Annotated in this window: 16 protein-coding genes; 15 read left to right on the forward strand and 1 reads right to left on the reverse strand. The window is 55.2% G+C overall.

What is annotated here, in order from left to right:
* Window positions 1-255: 255 nt before the first annotated feature.
* Window positions 256-1914: a ribonuclease J gene (locus BMZ81_RS08085; protein WP_091130716.1), complete on the reverse strand. Its 1659-nt coding sequence runs from the start codon at window positions 1912-1914 to the stop codon at window positions 256-258.
* Between the two features lie 434 nt (window positions 1915-2348).
* Between BMZ81_RS08085 and BMZ81_RS08090 the strand changes: the two genes are divergently transcribed.
* The 15 genes from BMZ81_RS08090 (at window position 2349) to BMZ81_RS08160 (ending at window position 20844) form a co-directional block, all read left to right on the forward strand.
* Window positions 2349-4343, forward strand: a complete 1995-nt coding sequence (locus BMZ81_RS08090; protein ID WP_091130717.1) for a DHH family phosphoesterase — start codon at window positions 2349-2351, stop codon at window positions 4341-4343.
* A 38-nt stretch (window positions 4344-4381) separates the two neighbouring features.
* Window positions 4382-4831: a 50S ribosomal protein L9 gene (rplI, locus tag BMZ81_RS08095; RefSeq protein ID WP_091130718.1), complete on the forward strand. Its 450-nt coding sequence runs from the start codon at window positions 4382-4384 to the stop codon at window positions 4829-4831.
* A 73-nt stretch (window positions 4832-4904) separates the two neighbouring features.
* Entirely contained in the window at window positions 4905-6257 is a 1353-nt protein-coding gene (gene dnaB / locus BMZ81_RS08100) for a replicative DNA helicase (RefSeq protein ID WP_091130719.1), read from the forward strand.
* Window positions 6247-7614, forward strand: coding sequence for a tRNA lysidine(34) synthetase TilS (tilS, locus tag BMZ81_RS08105; RefSeq protein WP_091130722.1), 1368 nt, complete (start codon window positions 6247-6249; stop codon window positions 7612-7614). The genes dnaB and tilS overlap by 11 nt, the downstream gene beginning before the upstream one ends.
* Window positions 7604-8158, forward strand: a complete 555-nt coding sequence (gene hpt / locus BMZ81_RS08110; protein WP_091130725.1) for a hypoxanthine phosphoribosyltransferase — start codon at window positions 7604-7606, stop codon at window positions 8156-8158. Before tilS ends, hpt begins: the two co-directional genes overlap by 11 nt.
* Window positions 8159-8189: 31 nt before the next feature.
* A complete protein-coding gene (gene ftsH / locus BMZ81_RS08115) occupies window positions 8190-10055 on the forward strand; it encodes an ATP-dependent zinc metalloprotease FtsH (RefSeq protein WP_278308879.1) in 1866 nt (621 codons plus the stop codon).
* A gap of 372 nt (window positions 10056-10427) precedes the next feature.
* On the forward strand, window positions 10428-11639 hold the full coding sequence (locus BMZ81_RS08120; protein WP_091130728.1) for an ABC transporter substrate-binding protein: 1212 nt from the start codon (window positions 10428-10430) through the stop codon (window positions 11637-11639).
* Between the two features lie 150 nt (window positions 11640-11789).
* Complete coding sequence (locus BMZ81_RS08125; RefSeq protein ID WP_091130731.1) at window positions 11790-12668, forward strand: branched-chain amino acid ABC transporter permease; 879 nt, start codon at window positions 11790-11792, stop codon at window positions 12666-12668.
* Between the two features lie 11 nt (window positions 12669-12679).
* Window positions 12680-13792 carry a branched-chain amino acid ABC transporter permease gene (locus BMZ81_RS08130; protein WP_091130735.1) on the forward strand — a complete coding sequence of 371 codons (1113 nt, stop codon included), beginning with the start codon at window positions 12680-12682 and terminating at the stop codon, window positions 13790-13792.
* A complete protein-coding gene (locus BMZ81_RS08135; RefSeq protein ID WP_091130738.1) occupies window positions 13789-14631 on the forward strand; it encodes an ABC transporter ATP-binding protein in 843 nt (280 codons plus the stop codon). The genes BMZ81_RS08130 and BMZ81_RS08135 overlap by 4 nt, the downstream gene beginning before the upstream one ends.
* Window positions 14624-15337: an ABC transporter ATP-binding protein gene (locus BMZ81_RS08140; protein WP_091130740.1), complete on the forward strand. Its 714-nt coding sequence runs from the start codon at window positions 14624-14626 to the stop codon at window positions 15335-15337. Before BMZ81_RS08135 ends, BMZ81_RS08140 begins: the two co-directional genes overlap by 8 nt.
* A 138-nt stretch (window positions 15338-15475) precedes the next feature.
* Window positions 15476-16702: an arginine deiminase gene (arcA, locus tag BMZ81_RS08145; RefSeq protein WP_091130859.1), complete on the forward strand. Its 1227-nt coding sequence runs from the start codon at window positions 15476-15478 to the stop codon at window positions 16700-16702.
* A gap of 122 nt (window positions 16703-16824) precedes the next feature.
* Window positions 16825-17823 (forward strand): ornithine carbamoyltransferase, encoded by a 999-nt coding sequence (argF, locus tag BMZ81_RS08150; protein ID WP_091130744.1) that lies wholly within the window; start codon window positions 16825-16827, stop codon window positions 17821-17823.
* Window positions 17824-17836: 13 nt separating this feature from the next.
* Complete coding sequence (locus BMZ81_RS08155; RefSeq protein WP_091130747.1) at window positions 17837-19225, forward strand: YfcC family protein; 1389 nt, start codon at window positions 17837-17839, stop codon at window positions 19223-19225.
* A 203-nt stretch (window positions 19226-19428) separates the two neighbouring features.
* Window positions 19429-20844, forward strand: coding sequence for a hypothetical protein (locus BMZ81_RS08160; protein WP_091130750.1), 1416 nt, complete (start codon window positions 19429-19431; stop codon window positions 20842-20844).
* Window positions 20845-20865: the final 21 nt, after the last annotated feature.

Raw genomic sequence — 20865 nt, forward strand, 5'->3', positions numbered from 1 at the left:
TGCAAAAAATCGAATAAAATGAAACTGGCGTGTATTAGATGGAGGGATAGCCATGGAAGACGCTTCGACGCAGAAATCCTCCATCCCCCGCACGCCATTGCACTGTGAAAGGATGCCACACAAAATAGAAATCAGCTCCGGGCAAAGATCATGTTTCAGGGTGTTTGCCGCCAAGGACGGTAAAACAGTAAAAAAGAAAAACAAAAAGAAGCGCCTAGCCCTTTTGGGGTTAGGCGCTTTGCTTGCAATTTTGGATTACAGCCGCGTCACCACGGGGATCACCATGGGATTGCGCTTGGTGTTTTTAAACAGGTAGCTGCTGACCGCGGATTTTACAGCGCCCTTCAGTTCTCCGTCATCCCGGCTGCGTTTTTGGGAGACGGCCGCAGCTGCGTCCATGGCCACATTCTGCAGCTCCTTCATCAGCTCCTCGGACTCCTTCACATAGATGAAGCCGCGGGTGACAATCTCGGGGGGACTCAGCAGTGCGCCGTCGTGGGAAGAGATGGGAAGAACCACCACCACCATGCCGTCCTCAGCCAGGCGCTTGCGATCCCGCATGACCACGGCACCCACATCACCCACGCCGGATCCATCCACATATACTTCGCCGGCGGGCACGGAACCATTGATTTTCAAAGTTTTCACCGTAATCTCAATCACGTTTCCGTTGTCCGCTATGGCAATATGGTTGCGATCCATGCCCATCTGCTGGGCCACCTGGGAGTGGATTTGAAGCATCCGCTGCTCACCGTGAAGCGGGACGAAGAAACGGGGCTTCGTCAGGGCGTGAATAATTTTCAGCTCCTCCTGGCAGGCGTGGCCGGAGACATGCAGCATATCCGCCCGGTCATAAACCACCTTTACACCCTTGCGGAACAGCTCATTGATCACCCGGCCCACCGTCACCTCGTTGCCGGGAATGGCGGAGGCGGAGATAATCACCTTATCACCGGCACCCAGTTCCACTTGCTTGTGGGTGGAGAAGGCCATGCGGTACAGGGCGCTCATCTCCTCCCCCTGGGAGCCAGTGGTGACGATGACCTGCTTGTTTTTAGGGAGTCCCTTGATTTTATTGATGTCCATAAGGGTGTTCTTCGGAACCTTCATATAGCCCAGCTCTGTGGAGACCTTCATCATATTCTCCATGCTGCGGCCGGTAACAGCTACCTTCCGGCCGCACTGGGCCGCGGCATCCAGCACCTGCTGAATCCGATGGACGTTAGAGGCAAAGGTGGTGACAATGATGCGCTCCTCACAGTTCTGGAACTGCCGCATAAAAGTAGTGCCTACCGTCTTTTCAGAAGGGGTAAAGCCGGGACGCTCCACATTTGTGGAGTCCGCGCATAGTGCCAGGACGCCCTCCTTGCCCAGTTCACCAAAGCGGGCCAGGTCAATAACTTCCCCATCGATGGGAGTGGAATCGATCTTGAAATCTCCGGTGTGGACCACAGTTCCCATATGGGTGTGAATCGCAAAGGCCACGGAGTCTGCAATCGAGTGGTTCACGTGAATAAACTCCACATTGAATTTGCCGGCCCGGACGGTCTTGCCCGGATCCACAGTGATAAGCTTGGTGCTCTTGACAAGTCCGTGCTCCTCCAGCTTCAGCTTGATGAGGCCGGCGGTAAAGCGGGTGCAGTAAATGGGCATGTTCACCTGCTTGAGGACATAGGGAATGGCCCCCACGTGGTCTTCGTGGCCATGGGTGATGAAAAGCCCCCGGATACGGGCGCGGTTTTTGATCAGATAGCTGACGTCGGGAATAATACAGTCAATGCCGTACATGTCATCTCCGGGGAAGGCCATACCGCAGTCTACCACGATGATTTCCCCGCCGTACTCATAGGCGGTCATGTTCTTTCCGATTTCGTTCAGACCGCCTAAGGGAATGATTTTTAGTTTTTCTGCCATAGATTCATCGTTCTCCTTTTATACAAATATGTAAGGAATCTCCCCGGAGAAAATGGATATGGCGCGGTTGCTGTGCCGCAAAATGGGCACACAAATAAGAGACGCCCGTTACCTGTCCAGCCCCGTTACGCCGGCAGGGATTCGGTTGCGCCATCCCAATTTTCTGTATAAGAGATTGATTTATTTGACTGAGGTGGAAACACCGCCCACACCAGTAAAATACAGAGGAAAGCGGAGAAACGGAAACGATCTCAACGCTTAATTTAATCTAGTATAGCACAGAAGCATGAAGTTGTATACATTTTTTTCAAAATGTTTCCTGGGGCAACGGGGAAAATGGCGCTGGCCATTGGTTTTAGCAGTTGCGTCCTTTTTGGAAAACTGGTATACTGTATTTCTATTAATATGCTTTCCGGTCAAAGGAGACTTTCGACATGAATAATAAAAAACTCTCCCGCCTGCTGGAGCCGAATCTGAAATTGTACTTCCTGTGCATGCTCCTCTTTTCTGCGGCCACCTGTACGGCCAGCCCTCTTTTGGGCCTGACGGAAATCTGTGTGACAGTGGGGCTGTATGTCTATTTTACCAAGAGCAATTTCAGCCGTCGGCAGGGAATTCTGCAATACATTGACAGTGTCACCGGCAGCGTGGACACGGCCAGCAAATCCACCCTCATCAATTCACCGCTCCCCATTATGGTATTCCGCCCTGACACGGGGGAAGTCATCTGGAGCAATGAAAATTTTCTTCAGCTGGCAGGGGTACGGGAGCATCTGTTTGAGATTAAAGTGGAGGACGCAGTACCGAACCTGCCGGTTCAGTGGCTGCTGGAGGGAAAACAGGAGTGCCCGGACCGCGTATTCATGAATGGACACCGCTTCCGGGTCTATGGCAGCCTGGTCCGGGCAAAGGGCCGGAATGGGGAGCAAAACCTGGTGGCAACCACCTATTGGGTGGATACCACGGAGGCCGACGAGCTGAAGGAGAGCTACATGGCCACACGGCCGGTGGTGGCGATTTTGACAGTCGACAACTATGAAGATTTAATGAAAGCCTGCGCGGATACCCAGCGGAGCGCGGTACTGGCCCAAATTGACGAAAAGCTGAACAGTTGGGCCGCCGGCGGACATGGGCTGCTGCTGAAGACAGATCGGGATCACTATCTTTTTATTTTTGAGGAACGCCATTACGATCATTTTGTGGAAGAGAAATTTTCTGTTTTGGACACCATTCGGGATATCAAGGTGGGCGAGGGGGTTCATCCAACGCTCTCTGTCGGCGTGGGCAAGGATGCCGACGGTATTGCAGAACTGTATAAGAACGCCAACCTTTCGGTGGAGATGGCGCTCAGCCGCGGCGGAGACCAGGCGGTGGTCCGGGGAAAAATGGACTTTGCATTTTACGGCGGACGGGCCAAGACGACGGAGAAGCGCACAAAGGTAAAGTCACGGGTCATGGCGAACGCGCTCAGCGAACTGATCGCCGATGCCGCCGAGATCTATGTCATGGGGCATGGCTATGCGGACATGGATGCCGTTGGTGCGGCGGCTGGCCTGTGCTGCGCGGCCAGGAAGCGCGGTAAGCGGGCCCAGATTGTCATCGACTTGGAGAAGAATGCGGCGGGGCCGATTTTGACCAAGCTGCAAGGGCTTCCGGAGTATGAAAATCTGTTCATCGATCCCGGAGAAGCGTTTTTAAAAATCAAACCCGGGGCTTTGCTGATCGTTGTGGATACCAACCGCCCAGATATGGTGGAAAGTCCGCAGCTGCTGGAAGCCTGCAATCGGGTGGCGGTGATTGACCACCACCGCCGGGCTGCCAGCTATATAGAGAATGCGGCGTTCAGCTTTCACGAGCCATATGCTTCCTCTGCCTCGGAGCTGGTGACAGAGCTTCTGCAATATCTGGTGGAGCCCGCCGATCTCCTGCGGGAAGAAGCGGAAGCCCTGCTTGCCGGTATTGTGTTGGACACCAAGCACTTTACACTTCGCACCGGCGGCCGCACATTTGAAGCGGCGGCCTTCCTGCGGCGGGCCGGCGCGGACACCACGGATGTGCAGCGCCTGTTCCAAAACAATTTGAATGAGATGGTCTTCCGATACGACATTATCCGCCGGGCGGAGCTATATCGGGATAACATTGCCGTGTCGGTGGTGCCGGAGAACAAGGTGGACCGTGTGGCGGCGGCCCAAGCTGCTGACGAGCTGCTGGGACTCAAGGGCGTCAAGGCGTCTTTTGTAATTTACCGCAGCGGTGAGGATGTTCTGCTGTCTGCCCGTTCCCTGGGGGAAATCAATGTCCAGGTAATCGTAGAAGCCCTTGGCGGCGGAGGAAATTCCACGACAGCCGGCGGGCGGATTGACGGCAGCAGCCCTGAGAGAGTCCGGGAGCAGCTGCTGGAGGCCATTGACCGTTATTTTGAGAAATAAGCAATGATAAAGGAATCACAGAAAAGGAGATTGTACCGATGAAGGTTATTTTACAGCAGGATGTGAAGGGCCAGGGGAAAAAAGGCCAGATGGTGGAAGTGTCCGAAGGCTACGCCCGGAACTTCCTTTTGCCGCGGAAGCTGGCCATTGCAGCCACGGCGGATGCCATTAACACGATGAATCTGAAGGAAAAGGCCAGGAAGGCTGAGGAAGCACGCCTGAAAGCGGAAGCAGAGGCCACTGCCGAAAAGCTGAAGGAGTGCCAGGTGAAGTTGACCGCCAAGGGAGGCAACGGCGGCCGGCTGTTCGGTGCCGTCACGACCAAGGAGATTTCCGAGGGGCTGCAGAAGCAGTACGGTGTGGACGTTCCGAAGCAGAAGCTGGTGCTGGAGGAGCCTATTAAGGCGTTTGGCTCTTACCAGATCAAGGCCAAACTTGGTTTTGAAGTGGTAGGCACGGTCTACGTGTCCGTATTTGAAGAGAAATAAAAAGGAAGCTTTGCCCTGCAGGGGATCGACTCCTACAGAGCTGATGCCCCATCTCTTTCGGAGGTGAAATCCCATGGCAAATGAAGATCTGCTGCTGCGGCAGATGCCCCACAGTCTGGAGGGGGAGCAGGCGGTGCTGGGCTCCATGCTGATCGACGCGGACTGCGTGAAATATGTGATGGAGAAGCTGCGGCCTGCGGACTTCTATCTCCGGCAGAATCGGGAGATTTTCGAAACGATTTACTCCATGTTCACCTATGCCAAGCCCATTGACGGCATCACGGTGTGCGAGGAGATGCAGAAAAACGGCACCTATGACGAGAACACCACCCGCACCTATCTTGCCCAGCTGATGGAGATTACCCCAACCAGCGCCAATGTGATGGAATATATATCCATTGTCCGGGATAAGGCGCTGCTGCGGGGGGTGGCTCAGGCTGCCTCTGAGATTACCGCCATGGTACAGGAGGGAGTCGGCGAGGCCGCCGCAATTTTGGAAGCCGCGGAGCAGAAGGTTTACGCTGTCCGGCGGGGCCAGAGCGCTCAGGACATGGTGCCGCTGCGGCAGGTGCTGCCGGAGGTGCTGGACCGCCTGAGCGAGATGAGCGAGAGTGACAGCCGTCTGCCGGGGCTTTCCACCGGCCTTTCCGCTGTGGACCAGAAGATTACGGGCCTGAATAAATCCGACCTGATTCTGCTGGCTGCCCGGCCCGGTATGGGCAAGACGTCCTTTGCCATGAATGTGGCGCTGAATGTGGCAAAGGGGACACAGAAGACCGTGGCCATTTTCTCGCTGGAAATGTCTCGGGAACAGCTTGCCACCCGGCTGCTCAGCTCGGAGGCTTGCGTGGAAAACTACCGGCTGAAAACCGGCTCCCTGCGGGAGACCGACTGGGAGAAGATTGCCGGCGCCGCCACAATTTTGAATAAAGTGGATGTTCGCATCGACGACAACCCCATGCTGTCGGTGGCGGATATGAACGCCAAGTGCCGCCGCCTGGAGAATCTGGGCCTGGTGGTGATTGACTACCTGCAATTGATGACCTCCGCCGGCGGCAAGGGATACGGCGGAGAAAACCGCCAGCAGGTGGTGTCCGATATGTCCCGTATGCTGAAAATTATGGCGAAGGAATTGAACGTTCCGGTGATCTGCCTTTCCCAGCTGTCCCGCGCCAATGAAAAGCGGGATGACAAGCGGCCTATGCTGTCGGACCTCCGGGAGTCCGGCGCCATCGAGCAGGACGCGGACATCGTTCTGTTTTTGTACCGGGACGATTATTATAATGAGGACTCGGAGAAGCACAACATCGCCGAGTGCATTGTGGCCAAAAACCGCCATGGCGAAACCGGCAAGGTAGAGCTGCGGTGGATGCCGGAGTATACGCAGTTCTCCACCCTGGACACACGGTACGACGATGAGGAGTGACCTGACTGCTGCGAAAGCTTTATTGCAGGCGGAGTTCCCAGGCGGCGGACGGGTTTTGTGCGCCGTTTCCGGCGGGCTGGATTCTATGTGCCTGCTGCATTTCATGACAACGTGGGGCGCGGAAAACGGCTTTTCCGTCACCGCCGCCCATTTCAACCACCAACTGCGGGGCGAGGACGCCGACCGGGATGAGAGCTTTGTCCGGGACTGGTGCGCTGCCCATGGAATTCCCTTTGCCGCCGGGCGGGGAAATGTCCGCAGTCTGGCGGAACGGGAAGGACTCTCTGCCGAGGAGGCGGCCCGCAGACTGCGGTATGCCTTTTTGCGGGAGACGGCGAAAGAAACGGACTGCGCGGCGATTCTCACCGCCCACCACGCTGATGACAGCGCGGAGACGATGCTGCTGAACCTGGCGCGCGGCACAGGCCTGAAGGGCCTGTGCGGTATTCCGGCCAAGCGGGATGGCATTCTGAGGCCGTTTTTGAGCGTGACCCGGGCGGAGCTGGCGGCTTATGCCGCCGTCCATGGGGTTCCCCACATAGAGGATGAGACCAACGCCGACCCCGATGCGGCGGCCAGGAATCTCCTGCGGCTGCAGGTGCTGCCGCTTTTGAAGGAAATCAATCCCCGCGTGGTGGAGCATATGAACGCCACCGCGGAACAGCTGAATGTTCTCGACCGTTCTTTGGAAGAGGATGCCCGCCGCCGCACCGCCCATGTGGAGCGCCGGGAAGGGCGGGTGACGCTGTCCTGGGAGACCCTGGGAGAGGCCCCGTGGAGCGTCCGCCCCCGGATGCTGCTGCAGCTGTTCGACCTTCTGGGCGTGGGCAGAAAGGACATCGGTGCCGTCCATCTGGATGCAATTTTGGCGATGGCGCGCCACACCGGCGGCGGAGAGAGCCGCCTCAGCCTGCCCCATGGCGTCACGGCCCGGTACAGCCGCGGCTGGCTGGTGCTGGAAACCCGGCCCCAGACGCTGACAGAAGCGGTGCTTTTGCCGGGGCAGCCTCTCCGATGGGGAGACTACACCCTGACTTTGCTGGACCGGCGGATAGGAGACGGCCTGGCGCTGCGCCCACGGAAAGAAAAGGAGAGCTGGAGGATTGCGGTGGGGCCCTGTATGCCGGGAGAACGGCTGATGCTGCCGGGAAGCAATGGCGGCCGCTCCATCAAGCGCCTGTGCATCGACCGACACATCTCTTTGGAGGAACGGGATCGGCTGCCGGCGATTTATGCGGATGGACGGCTGGCGGCAGTCTGGAAGCTGGGTGTGAATCAAACATTTTTGCCGGAGGGGGAACCCGGCCGGTTTATTCAAATTATCAAAGAGACAGAGGAGAACAACTATGAAAAGTGAGATGGAGCAGGACATTCTGAAGGTTTTGGTAACAGAAGAGGAAATCCAGCGGCGAATCGCGGAGCTGGGAGCGGAACTGTACGATCAGTTTCACGACAAAAACCCACTGTTTCTGGGAGTCCTGAAGGGATCCTTCGTGTTCATGGCGGATTTGGTGCGGGCCTGCCAGGTAAAGAGCGATGTGGAGTTTATCGCCGTCAGTTCCTACCAAAATGCGACGGTATCCTCCGGCCGGGTGCAGATTACCCACGACCTGCAGCAGGATATCACCGGACGGAATGTCGTCATTGTGGAGGATATTCTGGATTCCGGAAATACACTGGCCTTTTTGAAAGACTACTTCCTCACAAAAGGGGCGGCCTCCATCACCATTGCCACGTTGCTGGATAAGCCTGCCCGCAGGACGAAAGCCATTACTGCGGACTATGTGGGCTTCGTCGTGCCGGACGAATTTGTGGTGGGCTACGGCTTGGACTATTGTCAGCGGTACCGTAATGTGCCTTATATCGGCGTCCTGAAGCCGGAGGTCTACGCAAATCACTGACCGGCACCGGTCTGAAGGAGGAAACCCGAACGTGAATCAACAAAGACGAAATTCAGTATTCAGCCTGGCGTTTTTGGGATTGATCATTGTCCTGTGCCTGAGCTGGCTGTGGCAGATGGATACGAATACTCCGGCGCTGACCTACTCGCAGGTCCGTCAGCTGATTGAACAGGAGAAGGTGGACGAGATCTCCTTTGCGGATGAGCACACTTTAGTGCTGCACCTGCGGAAGAAGGACGGGAATACAGATACCTATCGTTATCGGCTATACGACGTGGGCCTTTTTTATGAGGATATGAACGATCTGATCCAAGAACAAAGGGCCAAGGGAATTATCAAGAGCTATGACTATCCGGAGCCGCCTACCACCAACTGGCTGGAATTGCTGCTGCCCTATGTGATGGTGGCAGTGGCCTTTGGGTTGGTGTGGTATTTTCTGATTGCCCGGGCACAAGGCGGCGGCATGGGGCCGGATAAAATGGCAAAGTTTGGCGCAGCCCGAACCCGCACCTTGACGGAGAAGGATAAAAAAGTTACCTTTGACGACGTGGCAGGTGCTGATGAGGAGAAAGAGGAACTTCAGGAAATTGTGGAGTTTTTGAAAGACCCCCAGAAGTATATCACTCTTGGCGCACGGATTCCAAAGGGTGTGCTGCTGGTAGGGCCTCCAGGTACCGGAAAGACGCTTCTGGGCAAAGCGGTGGCGGGAGAGGCCGGTGTGACATTTTTGTCGATTTCCGGTTCTGATTTTGTGGAGCTGTATGTAGGTGTTGGCGCCAGCCGGGTACGAGATCTGTTTGACCAGGCGAAAAAGACAGCACCCGCCATTATCTTTATTGATGAGATTGACGCGGTTGGCCGTCAGCGGGGCACAGGCTTGGGCGGCGGCCACGACGAGCGGGAGCAGACACTGAATCAACTGCTGGTGGAAATGGACGGCTTTTCTGCGAACGAGGGCGTGGTGGTTCTGGCCGCGACCAACCGGGCGGATGTACTGGATCCGGCGTTGCTGCGGCCTGGCCGTTTTGACAGGCAGGTCTATGTGGGATTACCGGATATCCATGGCCGGGAAGCCATTCTGGAAGTCCATGCCAAAAATAAACCATTGGCGGAGGACGTGGACTTGAAAAAACTGGCCCAGGGAACCCCAGGCTTCACCGGCGCGGATCTGGAAAACCTGATCAACGAAGGCGCACTGCTGGCGGCCAGACGCGGGGAGAGATTCATTACCATGACAGATCTGCGCGAGGCAGAGATGAAGGTGATTGCCGGCCCTGAGAAAAAGAGCCGGGTGATTCCGGCTCAGGAGCGGAAGCTGACGGCCTACCATGAAGCGGGGCACGCCGTGGTAATGCATTCCCTTCCGGATCATGATCCGGTGACACAGATTACGATTATTCCAAGAGGACAGGCCGGCGGTATGACGATTTCTCTGCCGGAGCAGGACCGCTCCTACCTCTCCAAGCACTATCTGGAGGATCAAATCGTGGCACTGCTGGGCGGCCGCGTGGCGGAAAAACTGTGCTTGGGGGACATCTCCACTGGAGCCAGCAATGATATCCAGCGGGCCAGTGAGATTGCCCGAAAGATGGTGGCGAGTTATGGTATGAGCGATCAGCTTGGAACGGTTTCCTTTGAATCCGGCCATGATGAAGTCTTCATCGGACGGACTATGACGCAGGGGCGCAGCTATTCTGAGTCTGTGGCGGCACAAATTGATGAGGAGGTAAAGCGGCTGGTAAACAGCGCCTATGCCCGCTGCGAGGAGATTTTGACGGCGAGCCGCGACAAGCTGGAGGAAGTGGCAGAGTATCTGCTGAAGAATGAGACAATGGATCGGACGGCCTTCCTGGCTGTATTTGGAGAGCAGGAGCTTTCGTCCGGTGACGAGAAGTGAATCAATGCGCCGCCCGGTATCCACACGGGCGGCGCAGTTCTGTTTATAACGCCATACCCATTTGTAGGCTCATGAGGTTTGACAGAGTTGTTAAAAAAGCAAACATAATTTTTGAAACACATTCGGCAAAATCACTAAAAATGGCGTCCGCGAGAGAAGGACATTTGACGGAGGATAATTCTTTATAATTTAGAGACGTCTTTGTGTGGAGGACAAATGGCCGGTTCATATAGAGGCGAATTTGTCGTCCTCCAAAATCCGCCGAAATCTTTCTGTGTATTATTGACCTTGCAAACTGCGAAAAAACCACGTAAAATGCCTTTATCACCAGGGAAATTGGATGGTTTCTCTGAAATAGGAGGAAAAGAAGTTATGAAGAAATTTTGGGCAATGATGTTATCTCTTGTCATGGCTCTCAGCCTGCTGGCTGGCTGCGGCGACAGCGGCTCCGGCAGCACAGGCAGCAGTCAGGACAGCGGTAACGCATCCGATGGTGCCAAGGTTGTAAAAATTGGCGTTTTTGAACCTCAGACCGGTGATAACGGCGCCGGCGGCAAGCAGGAGATTCTGGGCATGCAGTACGCCAACACAGTGCAGCCCACTGTGGAGATTGGCGGAGAGACCTACGAGGTCAAGCTGGAGATTGTGGACAACCGCACGACTGCTGAAAACGGTCCTTCCGCGGCGGCTGAACTGATGAACCGGGACGTGTCCATCGTGCTGGGCTCCTATGGATCCGGCGTGTCCATTGCCGGCGGCAAAGTGTTTGAAGAGGCCGGCGTGCCGGCCATCGGCGTCACCTGCACGAATCCACAGGTGACCTCTGACTATGACTGCTACTTCCGAATCTGCTTCCTGGATCCCTTCCAGGGCACTGTTCTGGCAAACTATGCCTATAATGAGCTGGGTGTGACCACCGCTTATACGCTGGCTATGTTGGGCAGTGACTATGACCAGGGCCTGGTTCACTACTTCAAGGAGGCCTTTGAGGCACTGGGCGGCACGGTCGTCAGCGAGGACTTCCCTGAGGGCAGCGCCAACTTTGTCTCTTACATCAACAACGCCAAGAGTGCCGGCGCCGGCGTCATCTTTGCTCCCGTTTCCACCAACTATGCACAGCTGATCATCGAGGCTGCGGCAGCTCAGGGCTTTGAGGGCTCCCTGCTGGGCTCTGATACCTGGGACAACAACATGGTTCTGGAGAGCACCCAGGGCAAGGCAATCAATCTGGACATCACCACCTTCTACCAGGAGGGCGGCAATGCGGATTTCGACAGCGGCATCAAGGAGTGGATCAACGCCAATGCCGATGCCAAGACCAACAACGGCGGCAACGACATGATTTCCGCCGTCACCGCCATGGGTTATGACGCTTATTTCACCGCACTGGAGGCCATCAAGGCCGCCGGCAGCACGGATCCCGCCGCTGTGAAGGCTGCGCTGCCCTCTGTCAGCTACGAGGGCGTGTCCGGCCTGATCGAGTTCGATGATATTGGCGATGCCAAGCGCGACGCGGCCTATATCAAGACTGCCAACACCGAGACCGGTGCCTGGGACTTTGTGAAGGTTCAGGGTGTCAACTGATCCGGAGCCTGTATCCAAAAGCTTGGCGGGGCAAATGCTCCGCCAAGCTTTCCCTGCGTTTGATCGGGTCGCCTCGAAAGAACGGGCGTGCCCCGTTTTTTCGAGACGGCCCAGCAGATGGAGCAGAGAAAACCAACAGGAGGACTTCCTATGAGAGAAATATTGCCCTATATCATCAACGGCATTTCCGTGGGTGGCCAGTACGCCCTGATTGCCATCGGCTACACACTGGTCTATGGCATTCTGCGCCTGATTAACTTTGCCCATGGAGATGTGTTCATGGTGGCGGGTCTCGTGATGGTGTACGCCACGACGGCCCTGCCGATGTATATTGCCCTGCCGCTTGTGCTGGCGGTTACAGTGCTGCTGGGATTCCTGATTGAACGGGTGGCGTATAAGCCCTTGCGCAATGCGCCCCGCATGTCCGTGATGATCTCCGCCATCGGCGTCAGCTACCTGATTCAGAACCTGGCGTTCTATATCACCGGCGGCGTGCCCCAGCCGGTCAGCACACCGATCCCCTGGATCTCCAACAATGTGGTGGTTCTGGGGGTATCCACCAAGCGCGTGACATTGATTACACCGGTACTGACGATTTTGCTGGTGGCCGTTTTGGTGTATCTCATCAAAAAGACGAAGATCGGCATGGCGATGCGGGCTGCGGCAAAGGACTTTGAAGCCGCACAGCTAATGGGTATCAAAATCAATTCTGTCATCTCCTTTACCTTTGTCATCGGCTCTTTCCTGGCGGCGGTGGGCGCAATGCTGTATTTCACCAACTATCCCTCCGTGGCCATCACCTCGGGCGGCATGCCGGGTCTGAAGGCCTTTGTGGCGGCTGTGTTCGGCGGAATCGGCTCCATTCCCGGCGCGGTGGTGGGCGCTTTCATCATCGGCCTGTGTGAGGAGCTGATTAAGGGAATTGGCTATACCACGTTTTCAGATGCCTTTACCTTTGCGCTGCTCATCGCGGTGCTGTGTGTGAAGCCCACCGGCCTGTTCGGTGAAAAGGTCACCGACAAGGTGTAAGGAGGGAGACGATGACAATGAAGAAAAAACAAACCATATTCATGGCTGCGGTATTGTTGCTGCTGCTGGCGGCATCAATTGCGGTGGATGCGGCGCTGCCCAGCTATCACATTGCCGTGAAGGTCATTGAAAAGGCCACGGTTTATGCATTGGTGGCAGTTTCCATGAACCTGCTGAACGGTTTTACCGGCCTTTTCTCCCTGGGGCAGGCGGGTTTTATGCTGCTGGGTGCCTATGCCTACGGTATTTTGACCATCCCCGTGGCCAAGCGGGAGAGCGTATACCAGTATTTTGACGGCGGGGCTATCCACTTTTCCCTGCCGGAGATTTTTGCGGGCTTTTTGGGAGAGGGCGTGGGCTCTACGGTTGGTATGCTGGCGGCGCTGCTGGTGGGCGGCCTGCTGGCGGCTGTGTTCGCCTATCTGATTGGCCTGCCGGTTCTGCGGCTGAAAAGTGACTACTTGGCGATTGCAACCCTGGGCTTTGCGGAAATTTTAAAGGCATTTTTCCAGTGGAACGCCCTGGGGCCGCTGACCAATGGCTCCAATCTGCTGAAAAGCTATCCGGCCTTTGAAAACGCCACTGCCTATGTGCTTTTGGCAGGGGTTTTGATTACGTTTATTGTGCTTTTGATCAATTCTACCTATGGCCGGGCCTTCAAGGCCATCCGGGACGACGAGGTTGCGGCGGAGGCCATGGGCATCAATTTGGCAAAGCACAAGCGGATGTCGTTTGTCATCAGCTCCTTCTTTGCCGGCATCGGCGGCGGGATGCTGGCCATGTATGCGGGCACCATTGCGGCTGCGCCCTTTAAGAGCACCATGACCTATGAGATTCTGTTGATTGTGGTCATCGGCGGCATTGGCTCCATCACTGGCTCCATCCTGGCAAGCTTTTTGTATATCTTCAGCTCGGAATGGCTGCTGCGGGGCTTGGACTCCGGCACCTTCCTGGGGATTAACGCACCCGGCATTTTCAAAAACGGCTTCCGTATGGCAGTGTTCTCTGTGATTATCATGGTCATCGTGCTGTTCTTCCGCAAAGGCATCATGGGAGACAAGGAATTGCCGGATCTGCTGAACCGGCGGCCGAAGCAGCGGAAGAAAGGAGGCGCGGTGAAGTGAGCGGAACGATTCTGAAAGTAGAAAACGCCACCATGCAGTTTGGCGGCGTGGTGGCAGTGGATAATCTGAATCTGGAGGTCAACGAGGGGGAGATTGTAGCCCTGATTGGCCCCAACGGCGCCGGAAAGACCACCGCCTTCAACGTCATCACCGGTGTGTATCAGCCCACCAACGGCGCTGTGTGGTTTGAAGAGAAGAAAATCATTGAGAATCACCCCCAGGGGAAAATGAAAAGCCTTTACAAAGGGCAGCATGCCGGGGAATACACGAGCGTGCTGGCGCCTACGCCGGACCAGGTGACCAAGCTGGGCATGGCCCGCACCTTCCAAAATATTCGTCTTTGGAAGAGCCAGACGGTATTTGACAATGTGCTGATTGCAAAGCACTGCCGCACTCACACAAACTTTTTGGCGGCTGCCTTCCGTCTCAACCACAAGGAGGAGGCACGGCAGCGGGAGCATGTGGAACAGTTGCTGGGGGAGGTCGGCCTCTCAGATGTGAAGAACGAGCTTGCAACTTCCCTGCCCTACGGCAAGCAGCGCCGTCTGGAGATTGCACGTGCCTTGGCAACAGAGCCGAAGCTTTTGCTGCTGGATGAGCCGGCGGCAGGCATGAATCCGCAGGAGACGGATGAATTGACGGCTTTCATCGGCGAGATCCGAACCAAATTCAACCTGACGGTCTTTTTGATTGAGCATCATATGGATCTGGTCATGGACATCTCAGACCGCATTTATGTATTGGACTTCGGCAAGCTGATTGCAGACGGCACACCGGATGAGATTCAAAACAACAAACGCGTGATTGATGCATACTTGGGGGTGGCGGAAGATGCTTAAAATTGAAAACCTCCATGTGGCGTACGGCGGCATCCAGGCGCTCCGGGGAATCAGCCTGGAGGTGCCAGATGGCAAGATTGTCACCTTAATCGGTGCGAATGGCGCGGGAAAGTCCACCACGCTGCGCACGATTACGGGGCTTGTGAAAGCGGCCTCCGGCTCCATTCAATGGAATGGGGAGGAACTGCTGGGCAAGTCCATTGACCGCATCAACAGCGCCGGTATCGCCATGAGCCCGGAGGGGCGACGGGTGTTTGCCGACCTGACGGTGTTGGAAAACCTGAAGCTGGGCGCCTATCTCCGCAAGGACAAGCCGGAGATTGAAAAGGATCTTCAGTGGGTCTATGATCTGTTTCCACGTTTGAAGGAGCGTTCCTGGCAGCTGGCCGGTACGCTTTCCGGCGGCGAACAGCAGATGCTGGCCGTGGGCCGGGCGCTGATGAGCCGCCCAAAACTGTTGCTGATGGATGAGCCGTCCCTTGGCCTGGCCCCTTTGGTCGTGCAGGACATCTTCTCCATTATCCGGGAGATCAACCGCCAGGGCGTCACCATTTTGCTGATTGAGCAAAATGCAAATATGGCGTTGAAGGTTGCGGATTTGGCCTATGTGCTGGAGACTGGAAATATCACGCTGTCCGGTACCGGGGCAGAACTGCTGGCCAACGAAAAGGTGAAGGAAGCGTACCTGGGCAAACATAGAAAATAAAAAAGAAACACAGCCGGCCTTCTGGCCGGCTGTGTTTTTTTGTCCAAAATCAGAAATGAGCGCATGAAAATGCAAAATACAGAAACCCTAATCCAGAAAGACCGCGCAAAACCTTTCACGCATAAAGGAGTGAGCTTTTTGGAAACCGGAATTCACAATACTTCTGAGATCGGCCGGCTGAAAAAGGTTCTGCTGCACCGCCCTGGCGGCGAGCTGGAGAATCTGATGCCGGAATATTTGGAGCGGCTGCTGTTTGATGACATCCCATATTTAAAAGAGGCACAGCGGGAACATGACGCTTTTGCTGACTGCCTCCGAAACCAAGGCGTAGAGGTAGTATATCTTACGGACTTGGTGACCCAGTCCATTGTGGACGGTGATGTAAAACGGGATTTGCTTCGCCAGTTTTTGGACGAATCCGGCGTCAAAGACCCAAGAATGCGGGAAAACCTGGAAAGCTACTTGGGCAATCTTCCGGATAAGGAAATGGTGGCAACCATGATGGCTGGCGTCCGAAAGAGCCAGCTGCGCCAGGGCAGCGCCCGCCTGGGCGACTATCTGTCTGCGGCGGAGGATGATTACCCCTTTGCGGTGGATCCACTGCCGAATCTCTACTTTACACGGGATCCCTTTGCCACCATTGGTACAGGTGTGTCGCTTCACAAAATGCACACCACTACCCGAAACCGCGAGACGTTATTCGGCAAGTTTATTTTTGAGCACCACCCGGAATACAAGAACACCCCTCGTTGGTATGACCGGGGGGAGACCTCCTCTTTGGAGGGCGGCGATATTTTGATTCTATCGCCCCAGGTGCTGGCGGTGGGTATTTCCCAGCGAACAAGAGAGGATTCCATCGACACCTTGGCGGAAACCGTTCTTTCCCATAGCCAAACCTTCCGAAAAGTTTTGGCGTTCAACATTCCCAAAACCAGATCCTTCATGCACCTGGACACGGTGTTTACCATGGTGGACCGGGACAAGTTTACCGTTCATCCCAATATTCTTGCCAGCATGACCGTATTTGTCATGGAGATAGGCGAAGATGGAAAAATGAAAATTCAGCAGGAGGACGGCCGGCTGGAGGATATTTTGAAAGAGCACCTCGGCCTGGATCGGGTGACGCTGATTCCCTGCGGCCAGGGCAGTGAGATTGACGCCGCCCGCGAGCAATGGAGCGATGGCAGCAATACGCTGGCCATTGGTCCTGGTGAGGTTGTGGTGTATTCCCGCAACTATGTGACCAACCGCTCTCTGGAGGAGGCCGGTATTAAAATTCACGTGATTCCAAGTGCGGAGCTCAGCCGCGGCCGCGGCGGCCCCAGATGCATGTCCATGCCTCTGTGGCGGGAAGACCCCCAGTAAAAGGACTTTACTTGGAAAGTGGTGCCGCCGCGATGAACGCATGCGGCGGCAAACGGAATGCCAATCTCTCTGCGTACCAAGCGCAGATACGGCAAAACGAAAGACTGTGAAGGAGAATGACCATGGCTGTTAATTTGAAAGGCAGAAGTTTTTTGACGCTGCAGGATTTTACGCCTGCAGAAATTCGGTACCTGTTAGACCTGGGCCACGACCTGAAGGCCAAGCGGAGAGCAGGAATCTGTGATCCTACGATGAAGGGCAAGCATATTGTGCTGCTGTTTGAAAAGACCTCCACCCGCACCCGCTGCTCTTTTGAAGTGGCTGCCACCCAGGAGGGTGCCCATGTCACCTATCTGGACGCAGGTTCTTCCCAAATGGGCAAGAAGGAATCCCTGGAGGACTCTGCCAAAGTGCTGGGCCGCTTTTTTGATGGCATTGAATACCGCGGCTACGAGCAGAAAGTGGTGGAGGACCTGGCCAAATATGCCGGTGTCCCCGTGTGGAATGGTTTGACCGACGCAGACCATCCAACCCAAATTCTGGCAGACATGATGACCATTGAAGAGCACTGCCACAAGCCGCTGAACAAGGTGAAAGTGGTGTTCCCCGGCGATGTGCGCAATAATATGTGCTATGCCTGGATGATTGGCGCCGCTAAAATGGGAATGCACTTTGTAGGCATTGGCCCGGAACAGCTGGCCAAGGAGATGGATTCGGAAATTGTCAAGACCACCTTTGCCACGGCCCGGGAAAATGGAGGGCTCATTGAGATCACGGACAATCTGAATGATGTGAAGGACGCTGATGTGATTTATGGCGATATCTGGGCATCCATGGGGGAGGAGGCGCTGATCCCCGACCGGGCCAAGCTGCTCTCTCCCTTCCGGGTGACAGAAGAGACGCTGGAGGCCACTGGCAATCCCAATGTGCTGTATATGCACTGCCTGCCTTCTTTCCATGATTTTGAAACTAAGTTGGCTAAGGAGTGGCAGGAGAAGGGCGTAGATATTCGAGAAGTCACCGATGAAGTATTCCGCGGCCGTCACAGCGTGGTCTTCGACGAGGCGGAAAACCGAATGCACTCCATTAAGGCTGTACTGGTGGCCACCATCGGAAAGTAAGGAGGGATGCCCCTTGGGCAAGTCCAAGTTCCAAATGCCCACAGCATACACGATCCTATTTCTTTTGATTATCATTGTGGCGATTTCCACGTGGTTCATTCCGTCCGGTGCCTATGAATATGTGGATGGCGTACCCACGGCGGGAACGTATCACGCAGTAGAACAAAATCCGCAGGGAGTTGGGGCGGTTCTGAAAGCGGCCTTTTCCGGCTTTTATGACGCGGTGGATGTATGTGTGTTTATTTTAATGGTGGGCGGCTTTTTGGGTGTAGTGATGAAGACCGGCGCTATTGACGCCGGGGTCTCCAACGTCATCCAGCTGTTGGGAGGACGGGAGAAGTGGCTGATTCCCATTTTGATGCTGCTGTTCGGCCTTGGCGGCACCACCTACGGCATGTGGGAGGAAACCATGGCCTTTTACCCCCTGTTGATTCCGGTGTTTTTGGCGGCGGGCTATGACGCAGTAGTAGGAATTTCCGTCATTTTGCTGGGGGCTGGAGCGGGAGTCATTGCCTCCACGGTAAATCCGTTTGCCACCGGGATTGCCGCCGGATTTGCCGGCGTTTCCCTGGGAGAGGGCATCCTGCTGCGTATTCTCCAGTGGATTGTGTTTGAAGGAACTGCAATTTGGTATGTGATGGCTTATGCCGCCAGGGTAAAAAAGAACCCATCCCGGTCAGTGGTGGGCGTTGGTGCGGGAAAAATTCACGTGGCAATGGACGAATCGGTGCCCTTCACTCCCCGGCGAAAAGTCATTATGGCAATTTTTGCACTCACCTTCCTGGTGATGATTTACGGTGTTATTCCATTTGAGGACATGGGCCTGCCGCTGCCGGCCTTGGGCTGGTGGTTCCCGGAGCTCTCCGCACTATTTCTGGTAGGCGGCATTGTAATTGGTCTGATTGACCGTATGGGAGAGAGCGAAATTGCCGATACCTTTGTGGCGGGCTGTGCGGATTTGCTGGGTGTGGCCTTCATCATCGGTATCAGCCGGGGCATTACCGTACTGATGAATGATGGCGGTATCACGGACACGGTCCTCCACTGGGGAGAGAATGCGTTGGCCGGGGCAGGGCCTATCAGCTTTGTGCTGTTGGTATATCTCATTTATCTGCCCCTCACCATTTTGATCCCCTCTTCTTCGGGCCTGGCGACCCTCTCCGTACCCATCATGGCGCCGCTGGGCAAGTTTGCGGGTGTAGGCGGCGATCTGGTGGTAACGGCTTTCCAGTCAGCGTCTGGCCTGGTCAATATCATTACCCCCACGGCGGCGGTTGTAATGGGAGCGCTGGCCCTGGGGCACGTACCCTACGACAAGTGGGTAAAATATATCTGGAAGCTGATCTTGTGTTTTCTGCTGCTGACATTGGGATTCCTGATGGTTGGCGTTTGGCTTTCATGAAAAAAGGCGGCCGTGGGCCGCCTTTTTTATATGTTTAGTTTACAGCAGAAGGGAAAGAGCATGAGTTTAAACACCGCTTGTATATCTTGTGTAGGATTTTTCTGAAAAATGTCCATGGATTTGTGAAATTGTGCAAGAAAGACGGCGAGCCCTTCACTATACTGAAAACATGGAACTATAAAATTCAGCAAGGAGGATTTACAATGAGTCATGCAGATCATGTGAAAAGCAGCATCAAGCTGGTATGCTGTGCGCGAAAGAAGGGGTATCCCGGCTGGCCCCACGTGGATTATGATCACGAGGGAATGATGGCGCGATACCTGCCGCAGCTGCAGGAAGCACTGCCCAACTGTGAGTTTACCGTAGTTTACTACAGCAATGCAGAAGAGGCCAAGGCGGGCTTTGCGGACAACGATCAGTACGACGGTGTGGCCATTTTCAATGCGACCCATGGTATCGGTGTTGCCAATGAGTTTGTCTGTCTGGGGAAGCCCGGTGTGATTGTAGACGAGCTCTATGCTGGTTCCGGCGATTTGGTGCGGCTGAATACCCGAATCAACAAAGAGCACCTGCCCATCGTTGTTGTGGCCTCTTCGAACTTTAGCGATGCCATCCAGGCAATCCGCCTGTTACATGTGAGAAAGCAGCTGGCATCTTCCAAAATTGTACTCTTCAAAAATTTTGAGCCTATCAGCGAAAACATGGAGGCATTTTTGAAGGAGGCGCTGGGAACCGGAAGTACGTGGAAACGGTATCTGGCCGGTCCGGCAGGACTCCAGGAGAAGCTGAACAAGCTCCGGGAAAATTTCGGCGTTGAGGTTGTTTTGAAGACCAAGTCGGATTTGGAGCGCTACTATAATGAGGCGGATCTGACGGAGGCCCAAACTGTGGCGGACCGTTGGCTGCATGGAGCCCAGGGGTGTATTGAGCCAAGCAAAGAGGACGTCTTTAACTCCGCCAGAATGTACCTGGGCCTGAAACGCTGTGTGGAGGAGGAACAAGTCGATGCCGTCAGCGTAGACTGCATCATGATGTTCTATACCACAGATCTTTCGGTTTATCCCTGTATGAGTCACTCTCAAATGTGCGACGATGGACTCACCGGCACCTGTGAATCCGACATCGACTCCACGCTGACGCAGCTGGCCATTCGCTATCTCACAGGCCGCGCAGGATTTATTTCAGATCCTGTTATTGACACGGCCACCAATCAGATCATTTACGCCCACTGTTCCGCCGCTACCAAGTGGTTTGGCCCGGAAAGTCCTGCTCAGCCCTACTTCCTGCGATCTCACAGCGAAGATCACAACAGCACCTCCATTCAGAGCATTATGCCGGTGGGCGAGACGGTGACTACTGTGAAGATGGACATCGAGAACCACGCAATGGCCTTACATACAGCCAAGGCAGTGGGGAATGTCAGCGAGGAGAAAGGCTGCCGCACCAAGCTGGCCGCCGAAGTGCCGGACGCACAGGTGCTGCTGGACAACTGGGATGCCGATGTTTTCAGCTGGCACAAGGTCACCTTCTACGGTGATTATCGCCGGGAGTTTCTGAATCTCGCAAAACTTTACAGCATGAAGGCGGTCCAAGAGGATCGGGCGGCTTCCGGCTGCTGAGAAACCCTGAAGCAGCTGGCT

Origin of the sequence: Oscillibacter sp. PC13, assembly GCF_900115635.1 — a bacterium.
Lineage (GTDB): Bacteria > Bacillota > Clostridia > Oscillospirales > Oscillospiraceae > Oscillibacter.